16 protein-coding genes are annotated in these 19942 nt (G+C 63.1%); 10 read left to right on the top strand and 6 right to left on the bottom strand.

The features are described from left to right. Positions 1 to 319: 319 nt before the first annotated feature. Positions 320 to 1747, top strand: a complete 1428-nt coding sequence (arcD, locus tag QOS90_RS11895; protein WP_085272677.1) for an arginine-ornithine antiporter — start codon at positions 320 to 322, stop codon at positions 1745 to 1747. Here the strand turns inward: arcD and QOS90_RS11890 are convergent. From QOS90_RS11890 to gap, 6 genes are all read right to left on the bottom strand, one after another. Further along, a complete protein-coding gene (locus QOS90_RS11890; RefSeq protein WP_027595654.1) occupies positions 1727 to 2140 on the bottom strand; it encodes a YbaN family protein in 414 nt (137 codons plus the stop codon). The two genes, arcD and QOS90_RS11890, sit on opposite strands and share 21 nt — an antisense overlap. Positions 2141 to 2194: 54 nt before the next feature. Continuing rightward, positions 2195 to 2788: a biliverdin-producing heme oxygenase gene (locus QOS90_RS11885; RefSeq protein ID WP_027595655.1), complete on the bottom strand. Its 594-nt coding sequence runs from the start codon at positions 2786 to 2788 to the stop codon at positions 2195 to 2197. Between the two features lie 293 nt (positions 2789 to 3081). Next, positions 3082 to 5670 carry a TonB-dependent receptor gene (locus QOS90_RS11880; RefSeq protein WP_085272678.1) on the bottom strand — a complete coding sequence of 863 codons (2589 nt, stop codon included), beginning with the start codon at positions 5668 to 5670 and terminating at the stop codon, positions 3082 to 3084. A gap of 150 nt (positions 5671 to 5820) precedes the next feature. Then, positions 5821 to 6783 carry a FecR family protein gene (locus QOS90_RS11875; RefSeq protein WP_085272679.1) on the bottom strand — a complete coding sequence of 321 codons (963 nt, stop codon included), beginning with the start codon at positions 6781 to 6783 and terminating at the stop codon, positions 5821 to 5823. Positions 6784 to 6874: 91 nt separating this feature from the next. Beyond that, positions 6875 to 7387 carry an RNA polymerase sigma factor gene (locus QOS90_RS11870; RefSeq protein WP_085272680.1) on the bottom strand — a complete coding sequence of 171 codons (513 nt, stop codon included), beginning with the start codon at positions 7385 to 7387 and terminating at the stop codon, positions 6875 to 6877. 230 nt (positions 7388 to 7617) lie between these two features. After that, the gene (gene gap / locus QOS90_RS11865; protein ID WP_085272681.1) at positions 7618 to 8619 is read right to left on the bottom strand and encodes a type I glyceraldehyde-3-phosphate dehydrogenase; all 1002 of its coding nucleotides are present in this window, start codon (positions 8617 to 8619) and stop codon (positions 7618 to 7620) included. 263 nt (positions 8620 to 8882) lie between these two features. On the opposite strand from gap, the gene edd reads away from it, so the two are divergent. The 9 genes from edd to QOS90_RS11820 all read left to right on the top strand — a co-directional run bounded on the left by edd (position 8883) and on the right by QOS90_RS11820 (position 19904). Beyond that, positions 8883 to 10709, top strand: coding sequence for a phosphogluconate dehydratase (gene edd / locus QOS90_RS11860; protein ID WP_085272682.1), 1827 nt, complete (start codon positions 8883 to 8885; stop codon positions 10707 to 10709). Continuing rightward, positions 10706 to 11665, top strand: coding sequence for a glucokinase (locus QOS90_RS11855; protein ID WP_085272683.1), 960 nt, complete (start codon positions 10706 to 10708; stop codon positions 11663 to 11665). Before edd ends, QOS90_RS11855 begins: the two co-directional genes overlap by 4 nt. A 223-nt stretch (positions 11666 to 11888) precedes the next feature. Continuing rightward, a complete protein-coding gene (gltR, locus tag QOS90_RS11850; protein ID WP_085272684.1) occupies positions 11889 to 12614 on the top strand; it encodes a two-component system response regulator GltR in 726 nt (241 codons plus the stop codon). After that, complete coding sequence (locus QOS90_RS11845; RefSeq protein WP_027595663.1) at positions 12595 to 14049, top strand: ATP-binding protein; 1455 nt, start codon at positions 12595 to 12597, stop codon at positions 14047 to 14049. Before gltR ends, QOS90_RS11845 begins: the two co-directional genes overlap by 20 nt. Before the next feature lie 143 nt (positions 14050 to 14192). Then, on the top strand, positions 14193 to 15479 hold the full coding sequence (locus QOS90_RS11840; RefSeq protein ID WP_085272685.1) for an ABC transporter substrate-binding protein: 1287 nt from the start codon (positions 14193 to 14195) through the stop codon (positions 15477 to 15479). A gap of 135 nt (positions 15480 to 15614) precedes the next feature. After that, on the top strand, positions 15615 to 16523 hold the full coding sequence (locus tag QOS90_RS11835) for a carbohydrate ABC transporter permease (protein ID WP_085272686.1): 909 nt from the start codon (positions 15615 to 15617) through the stop codon (positions 16521 to 16523). Then, complete coding sequence (locus QOS90_RS11830; protein WP_085272687.1) at positions 16516 to 17361, top strand: carbohydrate ABC transporter permease; 846 nt, start codon at positions 16516 to 16518, stop codon at positions 17359 to 17361. Before QOS90_RS11835 ends, QOS90_RS11830 begins: the two co-directional genes overlap by 8 nt. A gap of 3 nt (positions 17362 to 17364) precedes the next feature. Then, entirely contained in the window at positions 17365 to 18519 is a 1155-nt protein-coding gene (locus QOS90_RS11825; RefSeq protein ID WP_085272688.1) for an ABC transporter ATP-binding protein, read from the top strand. 41 nt (positions 18520 to 18560) lie between these two features. Further along, the gene (locus tag QOS90_RS11820; protein WP_085272689.1) at positions 18561 to 19904 is read left to right on the top strand and encodes a carbohydrate porin; all 1344 of its coding nucleotides are present in this window, start codon (positions 18561 to 18563) and stop codon (positions 19902 to 19904) included. Positions 19905 to 19942 lie beyond the last annotated feature (38 nt).

The following is a 19942-nucleotide window of genomic DNA, read 5'->3' as shown; positions in this document are numbered from 1 at the left end:
CCTGGAGAGTGCCGACAGCTTTGCTGCAGGCCTTGCACGCTGGCACCTCCATGTCCTTCTAGAGCAAACGCTCTGTTCGGCCTGCGATGCTTGAAGCTAGCTGTTTTTGAGGCTTTCGCAAATTTTTCACAAGAATTTCGAGTTTTAACAGTTTCTTCCCTAGTTGCTGGGCAGCTGCTAGTTTTTACTGAGGCATCGCATAGACAAAGCAGTTATGACTGCTATAGCTTTTATGGCCTTATTCAATATAAATCAAGCCTTTTATATGGCCGCCACGGCTGTTTCAAACGCATGACAGCGGGTGAAAAAAGGGAGGCACATGAGCGAACCGGGACAGAAGCTGCGCTTGGGCGCGTTGATCGCACTGGTGGTTGGCTCGATGATCGGTGGCGGGATTTTCTCGCTGCCGCAGAACATGGCGGCGCGTGCCGATGTGGGTGCTGTGCTGATCGGCTGGGGCATCACCGCGGTTGGCATGCTGGCCCTGGCGTTCGTGTTCCAGACACTGGCCAACCGCAAGCCCGAACTGGACTCAGGTGTATATGCCTACGCCAAGGCCGGCTTTGGCGACTACATGGGCTTCTCGTCGGCCTGGGGTTATTGGATCAGCGCCTGGCTCGGCAACGTCGGCTATTTCGTGCTGCTGTTCAGTACGCTCGGGTTTTATTTTCCAGTGTTTGGCGAGGGCAACACGCCCATCGCCATCGGCTGTGCTTCGCTACTGCTGTGGGCGGTGCACTTTCTGGTGTTGCGCGGGATCAAGGAGGCGGCGTTCATCAACCAGGTGACCACCGTGGCCAAGGTGGTGCCGTTGCTGATTTTCATCGTTATCGCGGCCTTTGCGTTCCGGGCCGAGATCTTCACCCGTGATATCTGGGGCGTGAGCAACCCGCAGTTCGGCAATGTGCTGGACCAGGTGCGCAACATGATGCTGGTGACCGTGTTCGTGTTCATCGGTATCGAAGGCGCCAGCGTGTATTCCGGGCGTGCGCAGCGCCGCTCGGATGTGGGCAAGGCCACGGTGATCGGTTTTCTGGGGGTGCTGGCGCTGTTGGTGCTGGTCAACGTGCTGTCGCTGGGCGTGATGACCCAACCAGAGCTGGCGGGCTTGCAGAACCCGTCGTTGGCCTCGGTGCTGGAGCACATCGTCGGCCCGTGGGGTGCGTTGCTGATCAGTATCGGCTTGGCCATTTCGCTGCTCGGCGCACTGCTTTCCTGGGCGTTGCTGTGTGCGGAGATCCTGTTTGCCACCGCGCGTGACAAGACCATGCCGCGCTTTCTGGCCAAGGAAAACGCCAACCATGTACCGGCCAACGCCCTGTGGCTGACCAACTGCATGATCCAGGGGTTTCTACTGATTACGCTGTTTTCGGCTGGAACCTACACCAGCCTGATCTACCTGGCGTCTTCGATGATCCTGGTGCCTTACCTGTGGTCAGCGGCGTATGCGGTGTTGTTGGCGGTACGTGCAGACACCTACGCCGGGCAAGCGGCGTTGCGGCGCAAAGACCTGCTGGTGGCGTTGGTTGCTCTGCTGTATGCGGTGTGGCTGCTGTATGCCGGTGGGCTCAAGTACCTGCTGCTGTCGGCACTGTTGTATGCCCCTGGGGTGATTCTGTTCGCCAGGGCCAAGCACGAGCAGGGGCAGACCCTGTTCACGACGTGGGAGAAGCTCATTTTTGCCGCGGTGCTGGCGGGCGCTGCGCTGGCGGCGTATGCCCTGTATTCAGGGTTGCTGAGCTTGTGAGCCGGCTGGGCAGGCCTGTTCTGGGCGTGACCAGATCCACAGGTTGCCCAGGGTCATGCCGCCAATCGCCAGAAACACGGGCCAGTGATGGTCGAGGAAGGTCAGCATCAGCCCCGCGCACAGCAGCATGCTGAGGGTTGCACTGACCTTGGCCCGACGCTGAATCACCTTCCCATTGCGCCAGTTGAACAGAATCGGCCCGAACAACCGGTGGTTCTCCAGCCAGGCAGACAGGCGCGGTGAACTGCGGGTGGCGGCCCAGGCGGCCAGCAAGATGAACTCGGTGGTCGGCAGGCCAGGAATGACGATCGCAACCAAGCCTATCCCCAAGCTGACGTAAGCCAGGATTCCATACAGCAGGCGGGCGATTTTCGAGCGGGCAGGTCGGGTCATGGTCTCACTGCAAAAAACGGTTCGGCCACCGGTGGGGTGGCCGGGCATAGCGTGTCAGACCAGCGCGGCATCCGCGGCATAGGCGTGTTTGAGCAGCTCGGTGAAGCGCTCGAAGGCTGCGACTGCGCCGCGTTCGGCGGCGGCCTCTTCGTCGGCCGACAGCGCCAGGCCATCGAGGATACGGGTGAACTGTTTCCAGCCTTCGGCACGGCCGCCGGCCGGTTCGCCCAGGTGGCGAGCGCCAAAGCTGTCGGACAGCTCCAGGGCCACGGCCCGCTTGATCAGAAACGCAGCGCCCAGTTTGGAGCCTTCGGAGACGAAGATCCAGCCCATGGCTTCGCCCAGGCTCGGATTTTGTACCGCGCCGGGCACTGGGCCAGGCACTTCGGTGTCGAGGTCGGCGAGGTCCAGGCGAGCCTGCTCGGCGCGGCAGCGCTCGGCCAGATCGGGGACGATGGCGATCAGTTGCGGGTCGGTGTACAAGGCCTTGAGTTCGGACTGGAACAGGTACTGGGCGACCACGAAGCGGGCGAAGCTTTCACGGCTGTCGAAGGGCGCGTGGGACTTGACCAGGGCATCCAGCTCGGCGTGCGGGGCGTGGGTGATCTGGTTGAGGCGCTGGGAGCGCAGGGCTGGGCGTTCGGTCATGGGGGCAGTCCTTGGAAAAAGGGGGCGTCTAGAGACAAGACGAAATAGCGGGGGCGGGACAGTAAAAAAACTGGGGTTTTCGGGTGTGGGCCTTGAGAGTTGTAGCGCCTTTGGGATCGAGCGCCGCTCGCGCGGCGTTTCGCAGCACAAGGCTGCTCCTACACCTGTTTGCGTGCGCCCTTACCTCAGGAGTAATTGGCCCGAAAAAATGTAGGAGCAGCCTTGTGCTGCGAAGCGCCGCGCAAGCGGCGCTCGATCTCAAGCACTGCAACAATCAAGGCCTACCCAAGCGATCAGATATCCCACACCACATTGATGCCAAAGTTACGCCCCGGCATGGTCAGGCGGTCCATGTTGGCCGGCTGGGTCACAGCCGCTTCACCCTGGCCGTCGTAGCTGCGCACCGAATCCCACTGCCAGTACTTCTTGTCGGCAAGGTTGTACAGGCCGGCGTTGATGGTGACGTCGTCGGTCACCTTGTAGAAGCCGGTCAGGTCCAGCACACCATAGCCCGGGGTGCGGAACTTGCTGCTCGAACCGTCGGGCGCGTAGAAGTGGGTGTCGTCCACGCGGGTCTTGCGCTTGACCAGCGTCCAGCTCAACAGGCCGCCGTAGTTCTGCTGCTCGTAACCCAGGCCGAACACGCCCTTCAGCGGGTTGACGGTGTTCAACGGCTGGCCGGTGTCATCGTTGCGGCCGTAGGTGTAGGCAATCGAGCCCTGGGTGTACAGGCCTTGCGGTGCACCGAAGTGATCCAGGTTCAGGCGGCCCTTGACCTCGGCACCCTTGATGGTGGCGTGCTTGATGTTGTTGGCCTGGAAGGTTTGCTCCAGGTTGGCGCTTTGCACGGCGTCTTCGTCGATGAAGTCGCGGTACTTGTTGTAGTAAACCGCCACATCGAAGTTGCCGGCATCGAAGTTGCCGCGCAGGCCGGTTTCGTAGCTTTTGCTCTTCTCAGGTTCAAGCCCCGGGTTGCCCTCTACGCGGTAGCCTTGCTCCAGGTTCTGGAAGCGGCCGTACATGGACTTGGCGGTCGGGGTGCGGAAGCCTTCGGCGTACTGGCCGTACCAGGTGTAGTTGTCGTTGAAGGCGTAGGTCAGGCCGAATTTGGGCGAGACGCGGTGCCACTTCTTGTCCGAGTCGTCCTGGGAGGTAGGCGCCGTGCCGGTGGACTCCAGGCCACGCAGGAAGGCGTCGGTGAACGTGGGCTCCATGTGCGTGTAGTCGTAGCGGGCGCCGGGCAGGAAGGTCCAGTTGTTCCAGCGGATCTCGTCCTGGACGAACAGGCTGTAGGTGTTCACGGTCGGGTCCGGGAAGTCGCTGACCAGGGCCTGGCCGTCTGCCGGGCGGTCTGCACCGGCGGCGCTGCAACCTGAGCCAACCGCCAGGCAGGTGCCAGTGCCACTGCGTGAACCGGTGACCTTCTCGTGCTTGAGGGTGGTGCCATAGGTCAGCAAATGGTCGGTAGCACCGATGCTGAAGGCCTTGTCCAGCTGGGCATCTAACACCCACTGGCGGTCTTTGTAGGTGGTGTCGCGGGTGCGCAGAACCTGACGGCCAGGTGGTGCGTAGACTTCCTCGGTGTGCTGGTCGGTCTTGGCGATTTGGTAGTTCAGGCTCCACTTCATGTGGTCGGCTACCAGCGAATCCAGGCCAAACTCGTGGTTGATGCCGAAGCGCTCGCGGGTAATGGTGTCGTTGCCGTTACGTGCCTTGTAGAAGCCCATCGCGGTGGTGCCTCCGATGAACGGCCCACCCACCGCACTGAGAATATTCTGGTCGCGGTCATCCTTGTAACGCTCGTAGGTGAACCCCAGGCGTGCGTCGTCGGCGTAGTTCCAGCCCAGTTTGGCCAGCACGTTGGTGGTGCGCGCGTCCTGCGGGTTGGCTTCGGTGCGGGCCAGGCCGTCACCGCTGTGGCCACCGTACGATTCGGTCTCGTGGCCGTTGCGCTGGCTCAGGTGCAGCAAGCCATCGACGTCGCCCTGGCGGCCGGCAACGGTGGCGGAGGTCAGCCAGCTTTCGTCGGCCGAGCTGTAACCGGTCTTCAAGCGGGCGCCGACATCTTTGCCGGGTTTGATGATGTCGTCTGGGTCGAGGGTGAAATAGCTCACCGCACCGCCGATGGCGTTGCTGCCGTACAGCACCGACGCCGGGCCGCGCAGGATCTCCACGCGCTTGACGATTTCGGGGTCGACATAGTTGCGCTGGGTCTGGGCGTAAGGGCCGTAGAAGAAGCTGTCGGGGATCGACACGCCGTCGATCTGGGTGAGGATCCGCTCACCGTCGATGCCGCGGATGTTGTAACCGCTCAAGCCGCTGCGTTGGCCGGTACCCGCCACCGAAACCCCCGGCTCGTAACGCACCAGGTCCTGAATGTTGTTGACGTTTTGCCGGTCCAGTTGCTCGCGGGTCTGCACGCTGACGGTGCTCGGCACCTGGCTGACGTCCTGGGCGCTGCGCGTGGCGCTGACAGTCACCTGCTGCAGGGCGATGACATTGCCCGTGGTCTGGCGTTCGAGCACCACATTGCCGTTACTGATCTTGCGATAGCCTAGGCCCGTGCCCTTGAGCAGGCGCTTGAGCGCAGCTTCCGGTGGCAGTGCACCTTGCACCCCTGGCGAGGCCACGTTATCGGCCAACTCGGCACTGAAACCGACTTGCCAGCCGGTCACCTGGCTGAAGGCATTGATGGCCGAGACCAGCGGCTGCTGGCCGATGCTGAAGCGATAGTCGCCCATGCGCGGGCTGCTGGCCTGGGCAGGTTCGGCGGCCAGGGCTGGCAGGCTGCAGGCGCCGCAGGCGAGCAGGGCCAGGCTCAGCAGGGACAATTGCCCTGTACGGCGGGAAAGTGTGGACGGGCGAGTTGGACCTGTGGACATCGAAAGCGCTCCCAGACGCGCGAACTGTTATAGGTGATGACCGTTCTTGTTTTCAAACAAGAATCAGTTGCATTGGCTATAACGAGACGGGCGGGGCAGCGCGATCGCGTAAAAATAATTTATCGCGCAGGCAAGGGATGCAGCGGTCACTCAGTTGAGGATGACCACCGCGGGGTATTCATGCAGCCGGGCAGAGGTGATGTGGGCTAAGGCACGCAGGGTTTCCAACGGTTGGTCGAGGCGATAGTTGCCGGTCACCGCGACGTCTTCGAGGCCGGCGTTACGGTTGATGATCCAGCCGGGGTAGTAGCGCCTGACCTCGGCCAGCACCTGGCTCAACGGGCAGTTCTCGAACACCAGGCGGCCATCGACCCAGGCCAGGTCCTTTTGCATGTCTGCGCGCTGTCTCTGGCCAAAGCCCTGAGGGCCGACGCTGATGCTGTCGCCGGCACTGAGGCGGATGCGCTGGTCACTTGAGGCCTGCAGGTCAACGTCACCGCGCTGGACCCGCACCTGGGCTTCGCCGTCCAGGTAACGCACGGCAAAGTCGGTATCACGCACCTGGGCGCGCAAAGGGCCGGCCTGCACTTCGAGCGGCACTTGCCCGCCTTCAGGGACCTGGAAGTAGGCCTCGCCCTGGAGCAGACGGGCCACCTGACGCCCTTCGCGCAGGTCGCTGGCAAACGCCGAATTGGTGTTGAGCAGCACTTTTGCACCGTCGTCCAGTTGCAGGCGCTGGCGCTCACCGACCACGGTCAGGTGGTCCGCCTGCAGGCGCATGGGCAGGTTGCCGAGGGTGAACAGGCCGACCAGCAGCACTGCCGCGGTGGCCAAGGGCTTCCAGTGGCTGCGCAGGCGCCCGCGCAACGACCGACGCTGGCCCTGATGCAGTTGCACGGCAGCCTGGTGCAGCGGCATGCCGTTCCACAGCGCTTCTGCTTCAACGTAGGCTTCGGCGTTTTCCGGTGCGGCGCTGAGCCAGGCTTCAAAGGCCTGGGTGTCCTGTGCATCGGCGCATTGCAGGCGTACCAGCCAGTCCAGCGCCTCGTCCCTGGCACGGGCACGGGCATTGAGCCCGGCGGGTGACGGGCGAGGGGCGGGGTGGTCGGTCACGGTGAATCCTTGAAAGGGTTATTCACGAATGATCAAGGCTAAGGCGGGGTGTGGCAAGCGCTTTGCGTTGCATGGCGGGCCGGTGGTCGTTTCACTTGAGGCGGTCGGCGACGCCCATGCAGATCGCCATGATCAGTTTCAGTTCCTTCTGAACCGTGCTGGCCGAGACGTGCAATTGCTCGGCGATTTCCAGGTAGGTGGCGCCGTGCAGGCGGCTGAGGATGAAGATGCGCTGCTGGCGCTCGCTCAGTTGGTTGAGGCTGACGCTGAGGTGCTCGAGCAACTGCTCGGCGTGGGCGGCGTCTTCGCTGCTGCTGGCAGGGGCGGCAATGCTGTGCAGCACCTCGTCGGGCACGTCATCGACCAACATGCGTGCTTGCACCCGGCGTGCGCGCAGGTGGTCGAGGGCCAGGTTGCGCGCAGTCTGGAACACGAAGGGTTCGATATGATCGATGGGCCGCTCACTCAAGGCACGGGAAACCCGCAGATAGGTTTCCTGCAGCAGGTCCTCGGCCGTGCTGGGGTTGCCCACCATGCGTTGCAGGGTGCGCAGCAGGGTGAGGCGTTGGACAAGGAAGACGGAGTTGAACCGGGACTGACTCACGGGGGGACCTGGCCGACGAAAGGTTAATGATAATGCTTATCATCTGTACCAAAGGTCAAGTCTGGAAGTGTTTAGAAATGGTAAAGATTGTGATTAATCCAACCTAGCGCCTCCCGCTGTAGGAGCAGCCTTGTGCTGCGAAGAGGCCGGTAGACGCACCGAAAATGCTGGGCTGTACCGGCCTCTTCGCAGCACAAGGCTGCTCCTACAGGGAAACGTATGCCGCTGGGTTACTGGGCGCTGCACAACGCCAGGCAGTTATCCAGCATCCGGTTGGAGAACCCCCATTCATTGTCATACCAGGCCAGCACCTTGAGCATCCGCCCATTGGCCCGGGTATGGTTGGCATCGAAGATCGACGATAACGGGTTGTGGTTGAAATCGCAGGAAACCAAAGGCAATGCGTTGTAGCCCAATACTCTGGAATGTCGGCTGGCTTCCAGGAACAGTTGGTTGACCTCGTCGGCGCTGGCTTCGCGCTTGAGGTTGACGGTGAGGTCCACCAGCGACACGTTGATCACCGGTACCCGTACCGCCATGCCGGTCAGCTTGCCGGCCAGCTCCGGCAGCACCAGGCCCACGGCTTCGGCGGCGCCGGTCTTGCTCGGGATCATCGACTGGGTGGCCGATCGCGCCCGGTAGGGGTCGCTGTGGTAGACGTCGGTGAGTACCTGGTCGTTGGTGTAGGCATGGATGGTGGTCATCAGGCCCTGCTCGATGCCGAACTCGCGGTGCAGCACCTGGGCGATGGGCGCCAGGCAGTTGGTGGTGCAGGAGGCATTGGAAATGATCTGGTGCGAAGCGCGCAGCACGTCGTGGTTGACCCCGTACACCACGGTGGCATCGGCACCTTTGGCTGGCGCCGAGACGATCACTTTGCCAGCACCAGCGGCCAGGTGTGCGGCGGCCTTGGCGCGTTCGGTGAACAGCCCGGTGCATTCGAACACCACGTCGATCGCTTCGGCCTTCCAGGGCAGTTCGGCCGGGTTGCGGATGGCACTGACTGCGATGCGGTCACCATTGACCGTCAGGCTTTCATGATCGGTTTCGACGCTGGCGTCGAAGGTGCCGTGCACGCTGTCGTACTTGAGCAGATGGGCGTTCATGGCGCTGTCGCCCAGGTCGTTGATGGCGACGACCTGCAGGTCCTGGCGGTAGCCTTGGGTATACAGTGCGCGGAGGACATTACGCCCAATGCGGCCGAATCCATTGATGGCGATGCGAAGGGTCATGGCATTACCTCTGGCGGTTCGAGTGAGGCCTGTGGCACAAAGGGGCTTCACTGAAACGGTTTTGTTGTTGGAATTACAAGATTATTCACTATCAGATAGAAAACAAGCCTTTTTAGTGGCAGTATTTTGTTTAAACATACAACGAGTGGTCGGGCAGGCCACCCCAGCGAGACCTCCAGGCCCTTTCCTAGAGCCTAGGTCGCAATCGTTTGGAGGGGAAATGCCTGGTAAGCCGCCCCTACAGTTAGCCTGGAGTCCAGTACATGCACCCGCGCATCCTTGAGGTCACCCAACGGCTGGTCGAACGCAGCCGTGCCACCCGTGAACGCTACCTGCAGCTGATTCGCGGCGCGGCCAGTGACGGACCCATGCGTGCCAGCTTGCAGTGCGCCAACTTCGCCCACGGCGTCGCCGGTTGCGGCGCGCAGGACAAGCAGAGCCTGCGCCTGATGAACGCGGCCAACGTCGCCATCGTCTCCGCCTACAACGACATGCTCTCGGCCCACCAGCCGTACCAGCACTTCCCCGAACAAATCAAACAGGCCCTGCGCGACGTCGGCTCGGTTGGCCAGTTCGCCGGCGGAGTGCCGGCCATGTGCGATGGCGTGACCCAGGGCGAGCCGGGCATGGAGCTGGCCATCGCCAGCCGTGAAGTGATCGCCATGTCCACCGCTGTTGCCCTGTCGCACAACATGTTCGACGCCGCGCTGATGCTCGGCATCTGCGACAAGATCGTCCCCGGCCTGATGATGGGTGCGCTGCGCTTTGGGCACTTGCCGACCATTTTCGTGCCAGGTGGCCCGATGCTGTCGGGCATCTCCAACAAGCAGAAGGCCGACGTGCGCCAGCGCTACGCCGAAGGCAAGGCCAGCCGCGAAGAACTGCTGGAATCGGAGATGAACTCCTACCACAGCCCAGGCACCTGCACCTTCTACGGCACCGCCAACACCAACCAGCTGGTGATGGAAGTGATGGGGCTGCACCTGCCGGGCGCCTCGTTCGTCAACCCTTACACGCCATTGCGTGACGCGCTCACCGCCGAGGCGGCGCAGCAGGTCACGCGTATGACCAAGGCCAGCGGCAGCTTCATGCCGCTGGGCGAGATCGTCGACGAGAAGGCGCTGGTCAATTCGATCGTCGCCTTGCACGCCACCGGCGGCTCCACCAACCACACCTTGCACATGCCGGCGATCGCCCAGGCGGCAGGCATCCAGTTGACCTGGCAAGACATGGCCGACCTGTCCGAAGTGGTGCCGACGTTGTCTCACGTCTACCCCAACGGCAAGGCCGACATCAACCACTTCCAGGCCGCCGGCGGTATGGCTTTCCTGATTCGCGAGCTGCTCGATGCCGGCTTGCTGCACGAAGACGTCAACACCGTGGCAGGCCATGGCTTGCGCCGTTATACCCAAGAGCCGTTCCTCGACAACGGCAAGCTGGTCTGGCGCGAAGGGCCGACGCAGAGCCTGGACGAAAGCATTCTGCGCCCAGCGGCGCGGCCGTTCTCGGCCGAAGGCGGCCTGCGGGTGATGGAAGGCAACCTGGGGCGTGGTGTGATGAAAGTCTCCGCCGTTGCCCCCGAACACCAGGTAGTGGAGGCCCCGGCGCGGATCTTCCACGACCAGCAGTCGCTGGCCGATGCCTTCAAGGCTGGTGAGCTGGAGCGCGACTTCGTCGCCGTGGTGCGTTTCCAGGGGCCGCGTTGCAACGGCATGCCCGAGCTGCACAAGCTGACGCCGTTCCTGGGCGTGCTGCAGGACCGCGGCTACAAAGTGGCGTTGGTGACCGATGGGCGCATGTCGGGCGCGTCGGGCAAGATCCCGGCCGCCATCCACGTGTGCCCCGAAGCCTACGATGGCGGCCCGCTGGCGCGCGTGCGCGAGGGTGATATCGTGCGGGTCGATGGCGTCGCCGGCACGCTGCAGGTGAAGGTATCGGCCGAAGAACTGGCCAGCCGTGACCTGCCACCCGCCCCCCAAGGCAATGACCTGGGTTGCGGGCGCGAGCTGTTCGGCTTCATGCGCATGGCGTTCAGCCCGGCCGAGCAGGGCGCCAGCGCCTTTACCTCGGCTTTGGAGAACCTCAAATGAAGGACTTGCTGGTTGGCGACATCGGTGGCACCAATGCCCGTTTTGCGTTGTGGCGTGACAACCAGCTGTACCAGGTGAAGGTATTCGCCACCGCGGACTACACAAGCCCTGAGCAGGCCATCGAGGCCTACCTGAAGGATCAGGGCATTGCCCGGGGTGGCCTGTCGGCGGTGTGCCTGGCGGTGGCCGGGCCGGTCGATGGCGATGAGTTTCGCTTCACCAACAACCATTGGCGCCTGAGCCGCCGTGCGTTCTGCAACACGCTGCAGGTCGAGCGGCTGATGCTGATCAACGACTTCTCGGCCATGGCGCTGGGCATGACCCGCCTGCAAGCGGGCGAGTTTCACGAGGTGTGCCCTGGCCATGCCGACCCGCTGCGGCCTGCGCTGGTAATCGGGCCCGGTACCGGGCTGGGTGTCGGCAGCCTGCTGCGCCTTGGCGAGCAGCACTGGCAGGCGCTACCCGGTGAAGGTGGGCATGTCGACCTGCCGGTGGGCAATGCCCGCGAGGCCGCGATCCACCAACAGATTCACAGCCAGATTGGCCATGTCAGTGCCGAGACCGTGCTCAGTGGCGGAGGCCTTGTGCGCTTGTATCAAGCCCTGTGCGCGCTGGATGGCGACACACCGCGGCACAAGACCCCGGCGCAGATTACCGATGCCGCCCTGGGCGGTGAGCCGCGGGCGTTGGCGGTGGTCGAGCAGTTCTGCCGCTTCCTGGGCCGCGTGGCGGGCAACAATGTGCTGACCTTGGGCGCGCGCGGTGGGGTTTATATTGTCGGGGGGGTGATCCCTCGGTTTGCCGAGCTGTTCCTGCGCAGTGGGTTTGCCGCGAGCTTTGCCGACAAGGGCTGCATGAGTGGGTATTTTGCCGGGGTGCCGGTGTGGTTGGTGACGGCGGAGTTTTCGGGGCTGCTGGGGGCCGGGGTGGCGTTGCAGCAGGCGCTGGATCACTGATGGGGCCGCTTTGCGGCCCTTCGCAGCACAAGGCTGCTCCTACAGGATGGCGCTGGATCATTGATGGGGCGCTTTGCTGCCCTTCGTACAGGATGGCGCTGGATCATTGATGGCGTGGTTCCTGTAGGAGCAGCCTTGTGCTGCGAAGGGCTGCAAAGCAGCCCCAATGGCAATACCCGACAGCAGGCAAAAAGACCTGCACACAACAAGAGGACGGACCATCTTGAGCACTGCCGGAAAATCGATCCTGATGGTCGACGACGACCAGGAAATCCGCGAACTGCTGCAAACCTACCTGAGCCGCTCCGGCTTCCTGGTACACGCCGAGGCCGACGGGCGGGGCTTTCGTCAGGCCCTGGAAAGCACGGCCTGCGACCTGGTCATTCTCGATGTGATGCTGCTCGATGAAGATGGCTTCAGCCTGTGCCGCTGGGTGCGTCAACACCCGCGTCAAGCGCGGGTGCCGATCATCATGCTCACCGCCAGCTCTGACGAAGCCGACCGGGTCATCGGCCTGGAGCTGGGCGCCGACGACTACCTCGGCAAACCGTTCAGCCCGCGTGAACTGCAGGCGCGGATCAAGGCCTTATTGCGCCGCGCCGAGTTCGGCCAGGCGGCGCCGAGCAGCGCCGTGCTGGCCTTCGATGACTGGCGCCTGGACACGGTCAGCCACCGCCTGTTTCACCGCGATGGCGAAGAGGTGATCCTGTCGGGTGCCGATTTCGCCCTGCTGAAACTGTTTCTCGATCACCCCCAGCAAATCCTCGACCGCGACACCATTGGCAATGCCACCCGGGGGCGTGAACCGATGCCGCTGGACCGTATCGTCGACATGGCGGTCAGCCGCCTGCGCCAGCGTCTGCGCGACACCGAAAAACCACCACGGCTGATCCGCACCGTGCGTGGCAGTGGCTACCTGCTGGCTGCCCATGTCTGCTGCGCTTCCTGAGCGGCGCTGGCGCCTGCTGCCTCGCTCGCTGCTGGGGCGCATGCTGCTGCTGACCTTGCTGGTGGTGCTGCTGGCCCAAGGCTTGTCCAGCGTCATCTGGGTCGCTCAATTGCGTGCCAGCCAGTTACAAGGCCTGCGCGCCAGTGCCAGCAGCCTGGCCCATTCGATGAGTGCCAGCGTCAGCTACTTCCGCTCGCTGCCCGTGGCCTACCGGCCGATGGTGCTCGACCAGCTGCGCAGCATGGGTGGCACGCGCTTTTTCGTGTCGCTCAACGACAAGCCGCTGGACATGCCGGTGCTGCCCGTCACCCCACGCAAGCAGGCGGTGATCGAGGTGTTCCAGCAGGTGCTGCACGAACGCTTGGGGCCGCAGATGGAAGTCAGCGTGGCGTTCGTCGCCCCTGATGACCTGCGCATTTTCAACAGTGGCCTGAAACTCGATGAACTGCCACGTTCCTGGGCGCATTATTCGTTGACCCTAGAGCCGCTCAACCCACCCGTACTGGTGACACAGATCCGCCTGGGCGAGGGTGAGTGGCTGTACATCGCCTCGCTGCTGCCTGAGCCCTACACCGGCCTTGAGGCCGAGCGCCTGCCCCGCCAGCAGATCGGTTTCATCGTGCTCACCACCGCCTTGCTGTTGCTGTTCATCGGCCTGTTGGTGCACTGGCAAAGCTGGCCACTCAAGCGCCTGGCGCGCGCTGCGCGGGAGTTGTCGCTGGGCGCCGATGTGGCCCCCGTGGCCGAAGGCGGGGGCAGCGAGGTGGTTGAAGTCGGCCGGGCCTTCAACAGCATGCGCGAGCGTATCAGCCGCTACCTGACCGAACGCAGCCAGCTGTTCAGCGCTATTTCCCATGACCTGCGCACGCCCATCACGCGCTTGCGCCTGCGCGTCGAACTGCTGGAAGACGAGCGCCTGCAGGCCAAGTTCAGCCAAGACCTGGATGAGCTGGAGCTGTTGGTCAAAGGCGCGTTGCAGTGTGTGAAAGACACCGATATCCACGAGAACATCGAGCCGGTCGACCTTAACCAGGTGCTGGACATCCTGGCCGAGCCTTACCTTGGCGATGGCCGCATCACGGTGGAGGGCCAAGCGCTGGCGCCCTACCCGGGCAAGCCGCTGGCGTTGCGCCGCTGCATCGGCAACCTGATCGACAACGCCATCAAGTACGGCGAGCGCGCGCGGCTGCGGGTTATCGACAGCGCCGAGGGCTTTGTCCTGCAGGTCGATGACCACGGGCCGGGGGTGCCGCAGCAGCAGATGGAGCAGGTGTTCGAGCCGCACTTCAGGCTGGCCGGGCAGCAGCAGGGGTACGGGTTGGGCTTGGGGATTGCGCGCAACATCGCCCATAGCCATGGCGGTGAAGTGAGCTTGCTCAACCTGCGCGAGGGTGGTTTGCGGGTCACGTTGTATCTGCCGCGAGGGCTGGAGTGAGCGTGTGCGGGTATCCCCGCGAATGTCACCAAACGATGACATTCGCGCATCGCTTCGTTACCTGGCGCATCGGCCACGCCGCTTAGACTGCATGCAACGCAAGCGACCGACTTGCACGGCATAACAACAAGAAAGGTGCTTCGATGAATTCCACGCTCCGTCTCGCTGCCGCGATTTCCCTCGCTTCTCTGTTCCCGCTCAGCGCCCTCGCTGCCGATGCCAAAGGCAATGTCGAGGTCGTGCACTGGTGGACCTCCGGTGGTGAAAAGGCCGCTGTCGATGTGCTCAAGGCGCAAGTCGAGAAAGATGGTTTTACCTGGAGGGACGGTGCAGTTGCCGGCGGTGGCGGTGCCACGGCCATGACCGTGCTGAAAAGCCGCGCGGTGGCCGGCAACCCGCCAGGTGTCGCGCAGATCAAAGGCCCCGATATCCAGGATTGGGCCGCGACCGGCTTGCTCGACAGCGCCGTGCTGAAGGACGTGGCCAAGGACGAAAAATGGGACAGCCTGCTCGACCAGAAAGTCGCTAACGTCGTCAAGTACGACGGTGACTACGTCGCGGTGCCGGTCAACATCCACCGCACCAACTGGCTGTGGATCAACCCCGAGGTCTTCAAAAAGGCCGGCATCGAAAAAGCGCCCGCGACCCTCGACGAATTCTACGCCGCCGCCGACAAGCTCAAGGCGGCCGGCTTCATCCCGCTCGCCCACGGTGGCCAGCCGTGGCAGGACAGCACTGTCTTCGAAAGCGTGGCGCTCTCGGTGATGGGCGTGGAAGGCTACAAGAAGGCCATGGTCGACTTGGACAACGCCACACTGACCGGCCCGGACATGATCAAGGCGTTGACCGAGCTGAAGAAGATCGCCACCTACATGGACCCTGACGGCAAAGGGCAGGACTGGAACCTGGAGGCGAACAAGGTCATCAACGGCAAGGCCGGCATGCAGATCATGGGTGACTGGGCCAAGAGCGAGTGGACCTTGGCCAACAAGGTCGCGGGCAAAGACTACCAGTGCGTGCCGTTCCCCGGCACGAGCAATGGCTTCCTGTACAACATCGACTCGCTGGTGGTGTTCAAGCAGAAGGACCCCGGCACGGCTGCCGGCCAGCAGGACATCGCCAGGAAGGTGCTGGGTACGGACTTCCAGAAGGTGTTCAGCACCAACAAAGGCTCGATCCCGGTGCGTAACGACATGCTCGCCGACATGGGCGCGTACGGCTTCGACGCCTGCGCCCAGACCTCGGCCAAGGACTTCCTGGCTGACGCCAAGACCGGCGGCCTGCAGCCGAGCATGGCGCACAACATGGCCACCACGCTGGCCGTGCAGGGCGCCTTCTTCGATGTGGTGACCAACTACATCAACGACCCCAAGGCCGATCCGGCCGACGCAGCGAAGAAGCTGGCAGCGGCGATCAAGGCCGCCCAGTAATTCATCTGTAGGAGCAGCCTTGAGCTGCTAAGAGGCCAGTGCCAGCGCTGAAGACTGCAGTGACTTCACCGGCCTCTTCGCAGCACAAGGCTGCTCCTACAGGGGTACGCGTCGTTATCCAAATGGGGATCAACCATGACCACAACCACCGCGCAATTGCGGGCCTCACCCCTGGACGCTCTCCAGCGCTGGCTACCCAAACTGGTACTGGCACCGAGCATGTTCATCGTCCTGGTCGGCTTCTACGGCTACATCCTGTGGACCTTCGTGCTGTCGTTCACCACCTCGACGTTCTTGCCCACCTACAAGTGGGCGGGTTTGGCGCAGTACGCGCGGCTGTTCGACAACGACCGCTGGTGGGTGGCGAGCAAGAACCTGCTGCTGTTCGGCGGCCTGTTCATCGCCATCAGCCTGGCCATCGGCGTGTTGCTGGCGGTGCTGCTGGACCAGCGCATCCGCCGCGAAGGCTTCATCCGCACTATCTACCTGTACCCCATGGCCCTGTCGATGATTGTCACCGGCACCGCCTGGAAGTGGCTGCTCAACCCCGGCATGGGCCTGGACAAACTGCTGCGCGACTGGGGCTGGGAAGGTTTTCGCCTGGACTGGCTGATCGACCCTGACCGGGTGGTGTACTGCCTGGTGATCGCCGCGGTATGGCAGGCCTCGGGCTTCATCATGGCGATGTTCCTGGCCGGCCTGCGTGGCGTCGATCAGTCGATCATCCGCGCCGCCCAAATGGACGGCGCCAGCCTGCCGCGCATCTACTGGACCGTGGTGCTGCCAAGCCTGCGCCCGGTGTTTTTCAGTGCGCTGATGATCCTCTCGCACATCGCCATCAAGAGCTTCGACCTGGTGGCGGCGATGACCGCTGGTGGCCCGGGGTACTCCTCCGACCTGCCGGCGATGTTCATGTATTCATTCACCTTCAGCCGCGGCCAGATGGGCATGGGCTCGGCCAGCGCCATCCTCATGCTCGGGGCGATCCTGGCGATCCTCGTGCCTTACCTGTACTCGGAGCTGCGGAGCAAACGCCATGTATAGCCCTGCCGACAAACCGGCGCTGAGCCTCGGCCGCCTGGCCATCCACGCGGTACTGCTGCTTGCCGTCGTGCTGTACCTGGTACCGCTGGTGGTGATGCTGCTGACCAGCTTCAAAACCCCGGAAGACATCAGCACCGGCAACCTGCTGAGCTGGCCGACGGTGGTCAGCGGCATTGGCTGGGTCAAGGCCTGGGGTACCGTCAATGGTTACTTCTGGAACTCGATCTTGATCACCGTACCGGCGGTGCTGATCTCCACGGCCATTGGCGCGCTGAATGGCTATGTGTTGTCGATGTGGCGCTTCCGCGGTTCGCAGCTGTTCTTCGGTTTGCTGTTGTTCGGCTGCTTCCTGCCGTTCCAGACCGTGCTGCTGCCAGCCTCGTTCACCCTCGGCAAGCTCGGCCTGGCCAGCACCACCGGTGGCCTGGTGCTGGTGCACGTGGTCTACGGCCTGGCCTTCACCACGCTGTTTTTCCGCAACTTCTACGTGAGCATCCCCGATGCGCTGGTCAAGGCCGCGCGCCTGGACGGTGCCGGGTTCTTCACCATTTTCCGCCGCATCATCCTGCCGATGTCGACACCGATCATCATGGTCTGCCTGATCTGGCAGTTCACCCAGATCTGGAACGACTTCCTGTTCGGCGTGGTGTTCTCCAGCGGCGACTCGCAACCGATCACCGTGGCCCTCAACAACCTGGTCAACACCAGCACCGGGGCCAAGGAATACAACGTCGACATGGCGGCGGCGATGATCGCCGGCCTGCCAACCCTGCTGGTCTACGTGGTGGCAGGCAAGTATTTCGTCCGCGGCCTCACCGCCGGCGCCGTCAAGGGGTAAGTCATGGCAACGCTAGAACTTCGCAATGTGAACAAGACCTACGGCAGCGGCCTGCCGGACACCCTCAAGGACATCCAGCTGTCGATCAAGGACGGCGAGTTTCTGATCCTGGTCGGCCCTTCGGGCTGTGGCAAGTCGACCTTGATGAACTGCATCGCCGGCCTCGAGCACATCAGCGGCGGCGCGATCCTGATCGATGACCAGGACGTCAGCGGCATGAGCCCCAAGGACCGGGACATCGCCATGGTGTTCCAGTCCTACGCGCTGTACCCGACCATGAGCGTGCGCGAGAACATCGAGTTTGGCCTGAAGATTCGCAAGATGCCTCAGGCCGCCATCGACGAAGAGGTGGCGCGGGTCGCCAAGCTGCTGCAGATCGAGCACCTGCTGGCGCGCAAGCCGGCGCAGTTGTCCGGTGGCCAGCAGCAGCGTGTGGCCATGGGCCGGGCGCTGGCGCGGCGGCCGAAGATCTACCTGTTTGACGAACCGCTTTCCAACCTCGACGCCAAGCTGCGGGTCGAGATGCGCACCGAAATGAAACTGATGCACCAGCGCCTGAAGACCACCACGGTGTATGTCACCCACGACCAGATCGAAGCCATGACCCTGGGCGACAAAGTGGCGGTAATGAAGGACGGCATCATCCAGCAGTTCGGCACCCCGCAGCAGATCTACAACGACCCGGCCAACCAGTTCGTCGCCAGCTTCATCGGCTCGCCGCCGATGAACTTCATCCCAGCTCGCCTGGCCCGGCAAGAGGGGCGCCTGCTGGCGCTGCTCGACAGCGGCCAAGCGCGCTGTGAGCTGCCCTTGGGCCTGGTCAGTGATGAATTGGACGGACGCGAGATCATCCTCGGCATCCGCCCCGAGCAGATCGCCCTGGGCACGGGGGAGGGCAACGGCCTGCCCGGCATTCGCGCCGACGTGCAGGTGACCGAGCCCACCGGGCCTGACCTGCTGGTGTTCGTCACCCTCAATCAGACCAAGGTCTGCTGCCGCCTGGCCCCGGATGTGGCGTGCCGGGTTGGCGATAGCCTCAACCTGCAATTCGACCCGGCGCGGGTGCTGCTGTTCGACGCCGCCAGCGGTGAGCGCCTGGACGTGAGCACCGCCAACGCTTCAGTGAAGGACAACGTGACTCACTTCAAGAGCCGTTGAATCGTCTACACCATCAATAAGAAAAAAGAGGACGCAAAGGGATGGAACAGCGCAATCGCATCAAGACCTTGGGCTCATTGGCCTTGCTTGCCGTGGTGGGCAGCAGTGGGGCGCAGGCCGCCGAGGCTTTCTCCAGCGAGTCAAAATGGATGACCGGCGACTGGGGCGGCACCCGCACCGAACTGCTGGAAAAAGGCTACGACTTCACCCTCGACTACGTCGGCGAAGTGGCCGGTAACCTCAACGGCGGCTACAACGACGACAAGACGGCGCGCTACAGCGACCAGTTTGCCCTTGGCGCGCACTTGGACTTGCAGAAGATCCTGGGTTGGCACGATGCCGAATTCAAATTGGCGATCACCGAGCGCAGCGGCCGCAACCTGTCCAACGACCGCATCAGCGACCCGCGTGCCGGGCAGTTCAGCTCGGTGCAGGAAGTGTGGGGGCGCGGCCAGACCTGGCGGCTGACGCAGATGTGGGTCAAGCAGAAGTACTTCGACGGGGCGCTAGACGTCAAGTTCGGCCGCTTCGGCGAAGGCGAGGACTTCAACAGCTTCCCCTGCGACTTCCAGAACCTGGCGTTCTGCGGCTCGCAGGTAGGCAACTGGGTGGGTGGCATCTGGTACAACTGGCCGGTCAGCCAGTGGGCGCTGCGGGTCAAGTACAACATCACGCCGGAATTCTTCGTCCAGGTCGGCGCCTTCGAGCAAAACCCCTCGAACCTTGAAACCGGTAACGGCTTCAAACTCAGCGGCAGCGGCACCAAGGGTGCGATCCTGCCGGTGGAGGCGGTGTGGTCGCCCAAGGTCAATGGCCTGCCGGGTGAATACCGCCTGGGTTACTACTACAGCACGGCCAAGGCCGACGACGTGTACGACGACGTCAATGGCAACCCGCAGGCCCTGACGGGCGCGGCTTTCAAGTCGCATTCGAGCAAGCACGGTTGGTGGGTGGTGGCGCAGCAGCAGGTCACGGCCCACGGCGGTGACGTCAAACGTGGCCTCAGCCTGTTCGCCAACTTTACCGTGCACGACAAGGCCACCAACGTGGTCGACAACTACCAGCAGGTCGGCCTGGTGTACAAGGGCGCCTTCGATGCTCGGCCCAAGGATGACATCGGCTTTGGCGTGGCGCGGATCCACGTCAACGACGACGTGAAGAAGCGCGCCGAGCTGCTCAATGGCCAGAGCGGCATCACCGACTACGACAACCCAGGCTTCGTGCCGCTGCAGCGCACCGAGTACAACGCCGAGCTCTATTACGGCTTCCACGTCACCAACTGGCTGACCGTGCGCCCGAACCTTCAGTACATCAAGAGCCCCGGTGGGGTGGATGAGGTGGATAACGCGCTGGTCGCGGGCTTGAAGATTCAGTCGTCATTCTGAGGGCATTTGTTGTAAATTTACGCCAATCCATTTTCGGC

The sequence above is a fragment of the Pseudomonas sp. LAIL14HWK12:I10 genome (genome assembly GCF_900184205.1).
GTDB lineage: Bacteria > Pseudomonadota > Gammaproteobacteria > Pseudomonadales > Pseudomonadaceae > Aquipseudomonas > Aquipseudomonas kermanshahensis.
The sequence above is the reverse complement of the archived record's forward strand: the minus strand, read 5'-3'. Positions and strand labels throughout refer to the sequence as shown.

Excerpts from the sequence above, each read along its gene's own strand:
- QOS90_RS11820 (WP_085272689.1), top strand. The coding sequence starts at position 18,561 with ATGGAACAGCGCAATCGCATCAAGACCTTGGGCTCATTGGCCTTGCTT.
- QOS90_RS11890 (WP_027595654.1), bottom strand. The coding sequence starts at position 2,140 with ATGACCCGACCTGCCCGCTCGAAAATCGCCCGCCTGCTGTATGGAATC.
- gap (WP_085272681.1), bottom strand. The coding sequence starts at position 8,619 with ATGACCCTTCGCATCGCCATCAATGGATTCGGCCGCATTGGGCGTAAT.
- edd (WP_085272682.1), top strand. The coding sequence starts at position 8,883 with ATGCACCCGCGCATCCTTGAGGTCACCCAACGGCTGGTCGAACGCAGC.
- QOS90_RS11845 (WP_027595663.1), top strand. The coding sequence starts at position 12,595 with ATGTCTGCTGCGCTTCCTGAGCGGCGCTGGCGCCTGCTGCCTCGCTCG.
- QOS90_RS11840 (WP_085272685.1), top strand. The coding sequence starts at position 14,193 with ATGAATTCCACGCTCCGTCTCGCTGCCGCGATTTCCCTCGCTTCTCTG.
- QOS90_RS11830 (WP_085272687.1), top strand. The coding sequence starts at position 16,516 with ATGTATAGCCCTGCCGACAAACCGGCGCTGAGCCTCGGCCGCCTGGCC.
- arcD (WP_085272677.1), top strand. The coding sequence starts at position 320 with ATGAGCGAACCGGGACAGAAGCTGCGCTTGGGCGCGTTGATCGCACTG.
- QOS90_RS11835 (WP_085272686.1), top strand. The coding sequence starts at position 15,615 with ATGACCACAACCACCGCGCAATTGCGGGCCTCACCCCTGGACGCTCTC.
- QOS90_RS11880 (WP_085272678.1), bottom strand. The coding sequence starts at position 5,670 with ATGTCCACAGGTCCAACTCGCCCGTCCACACTTTCCCGCCGTACAGGG.
- QOS90_RS11885 (WP_027595655.1), bottom strand. The coding sequence starts at position 2,788 with ATGACCGAACGCCCAGCCCTGCGCTCCCAGCGCCTCAACCAGATCACC.
- QOS90_RS11825 (WP_085272688.1), top strand. The coding sequence starts at position 17,365 with ATGGCAACGCTAGAACTTCGCAATGTGAACAAGACCTACGGCAGCGGC.
- QOS90_RS11855 (WP_085272683.1), top strand. The coding sequence starts at position 10,706 with ATGAAGGACTTGCTGGTTGGCGACATCGGTGGCACCAATGCCCGTTTT.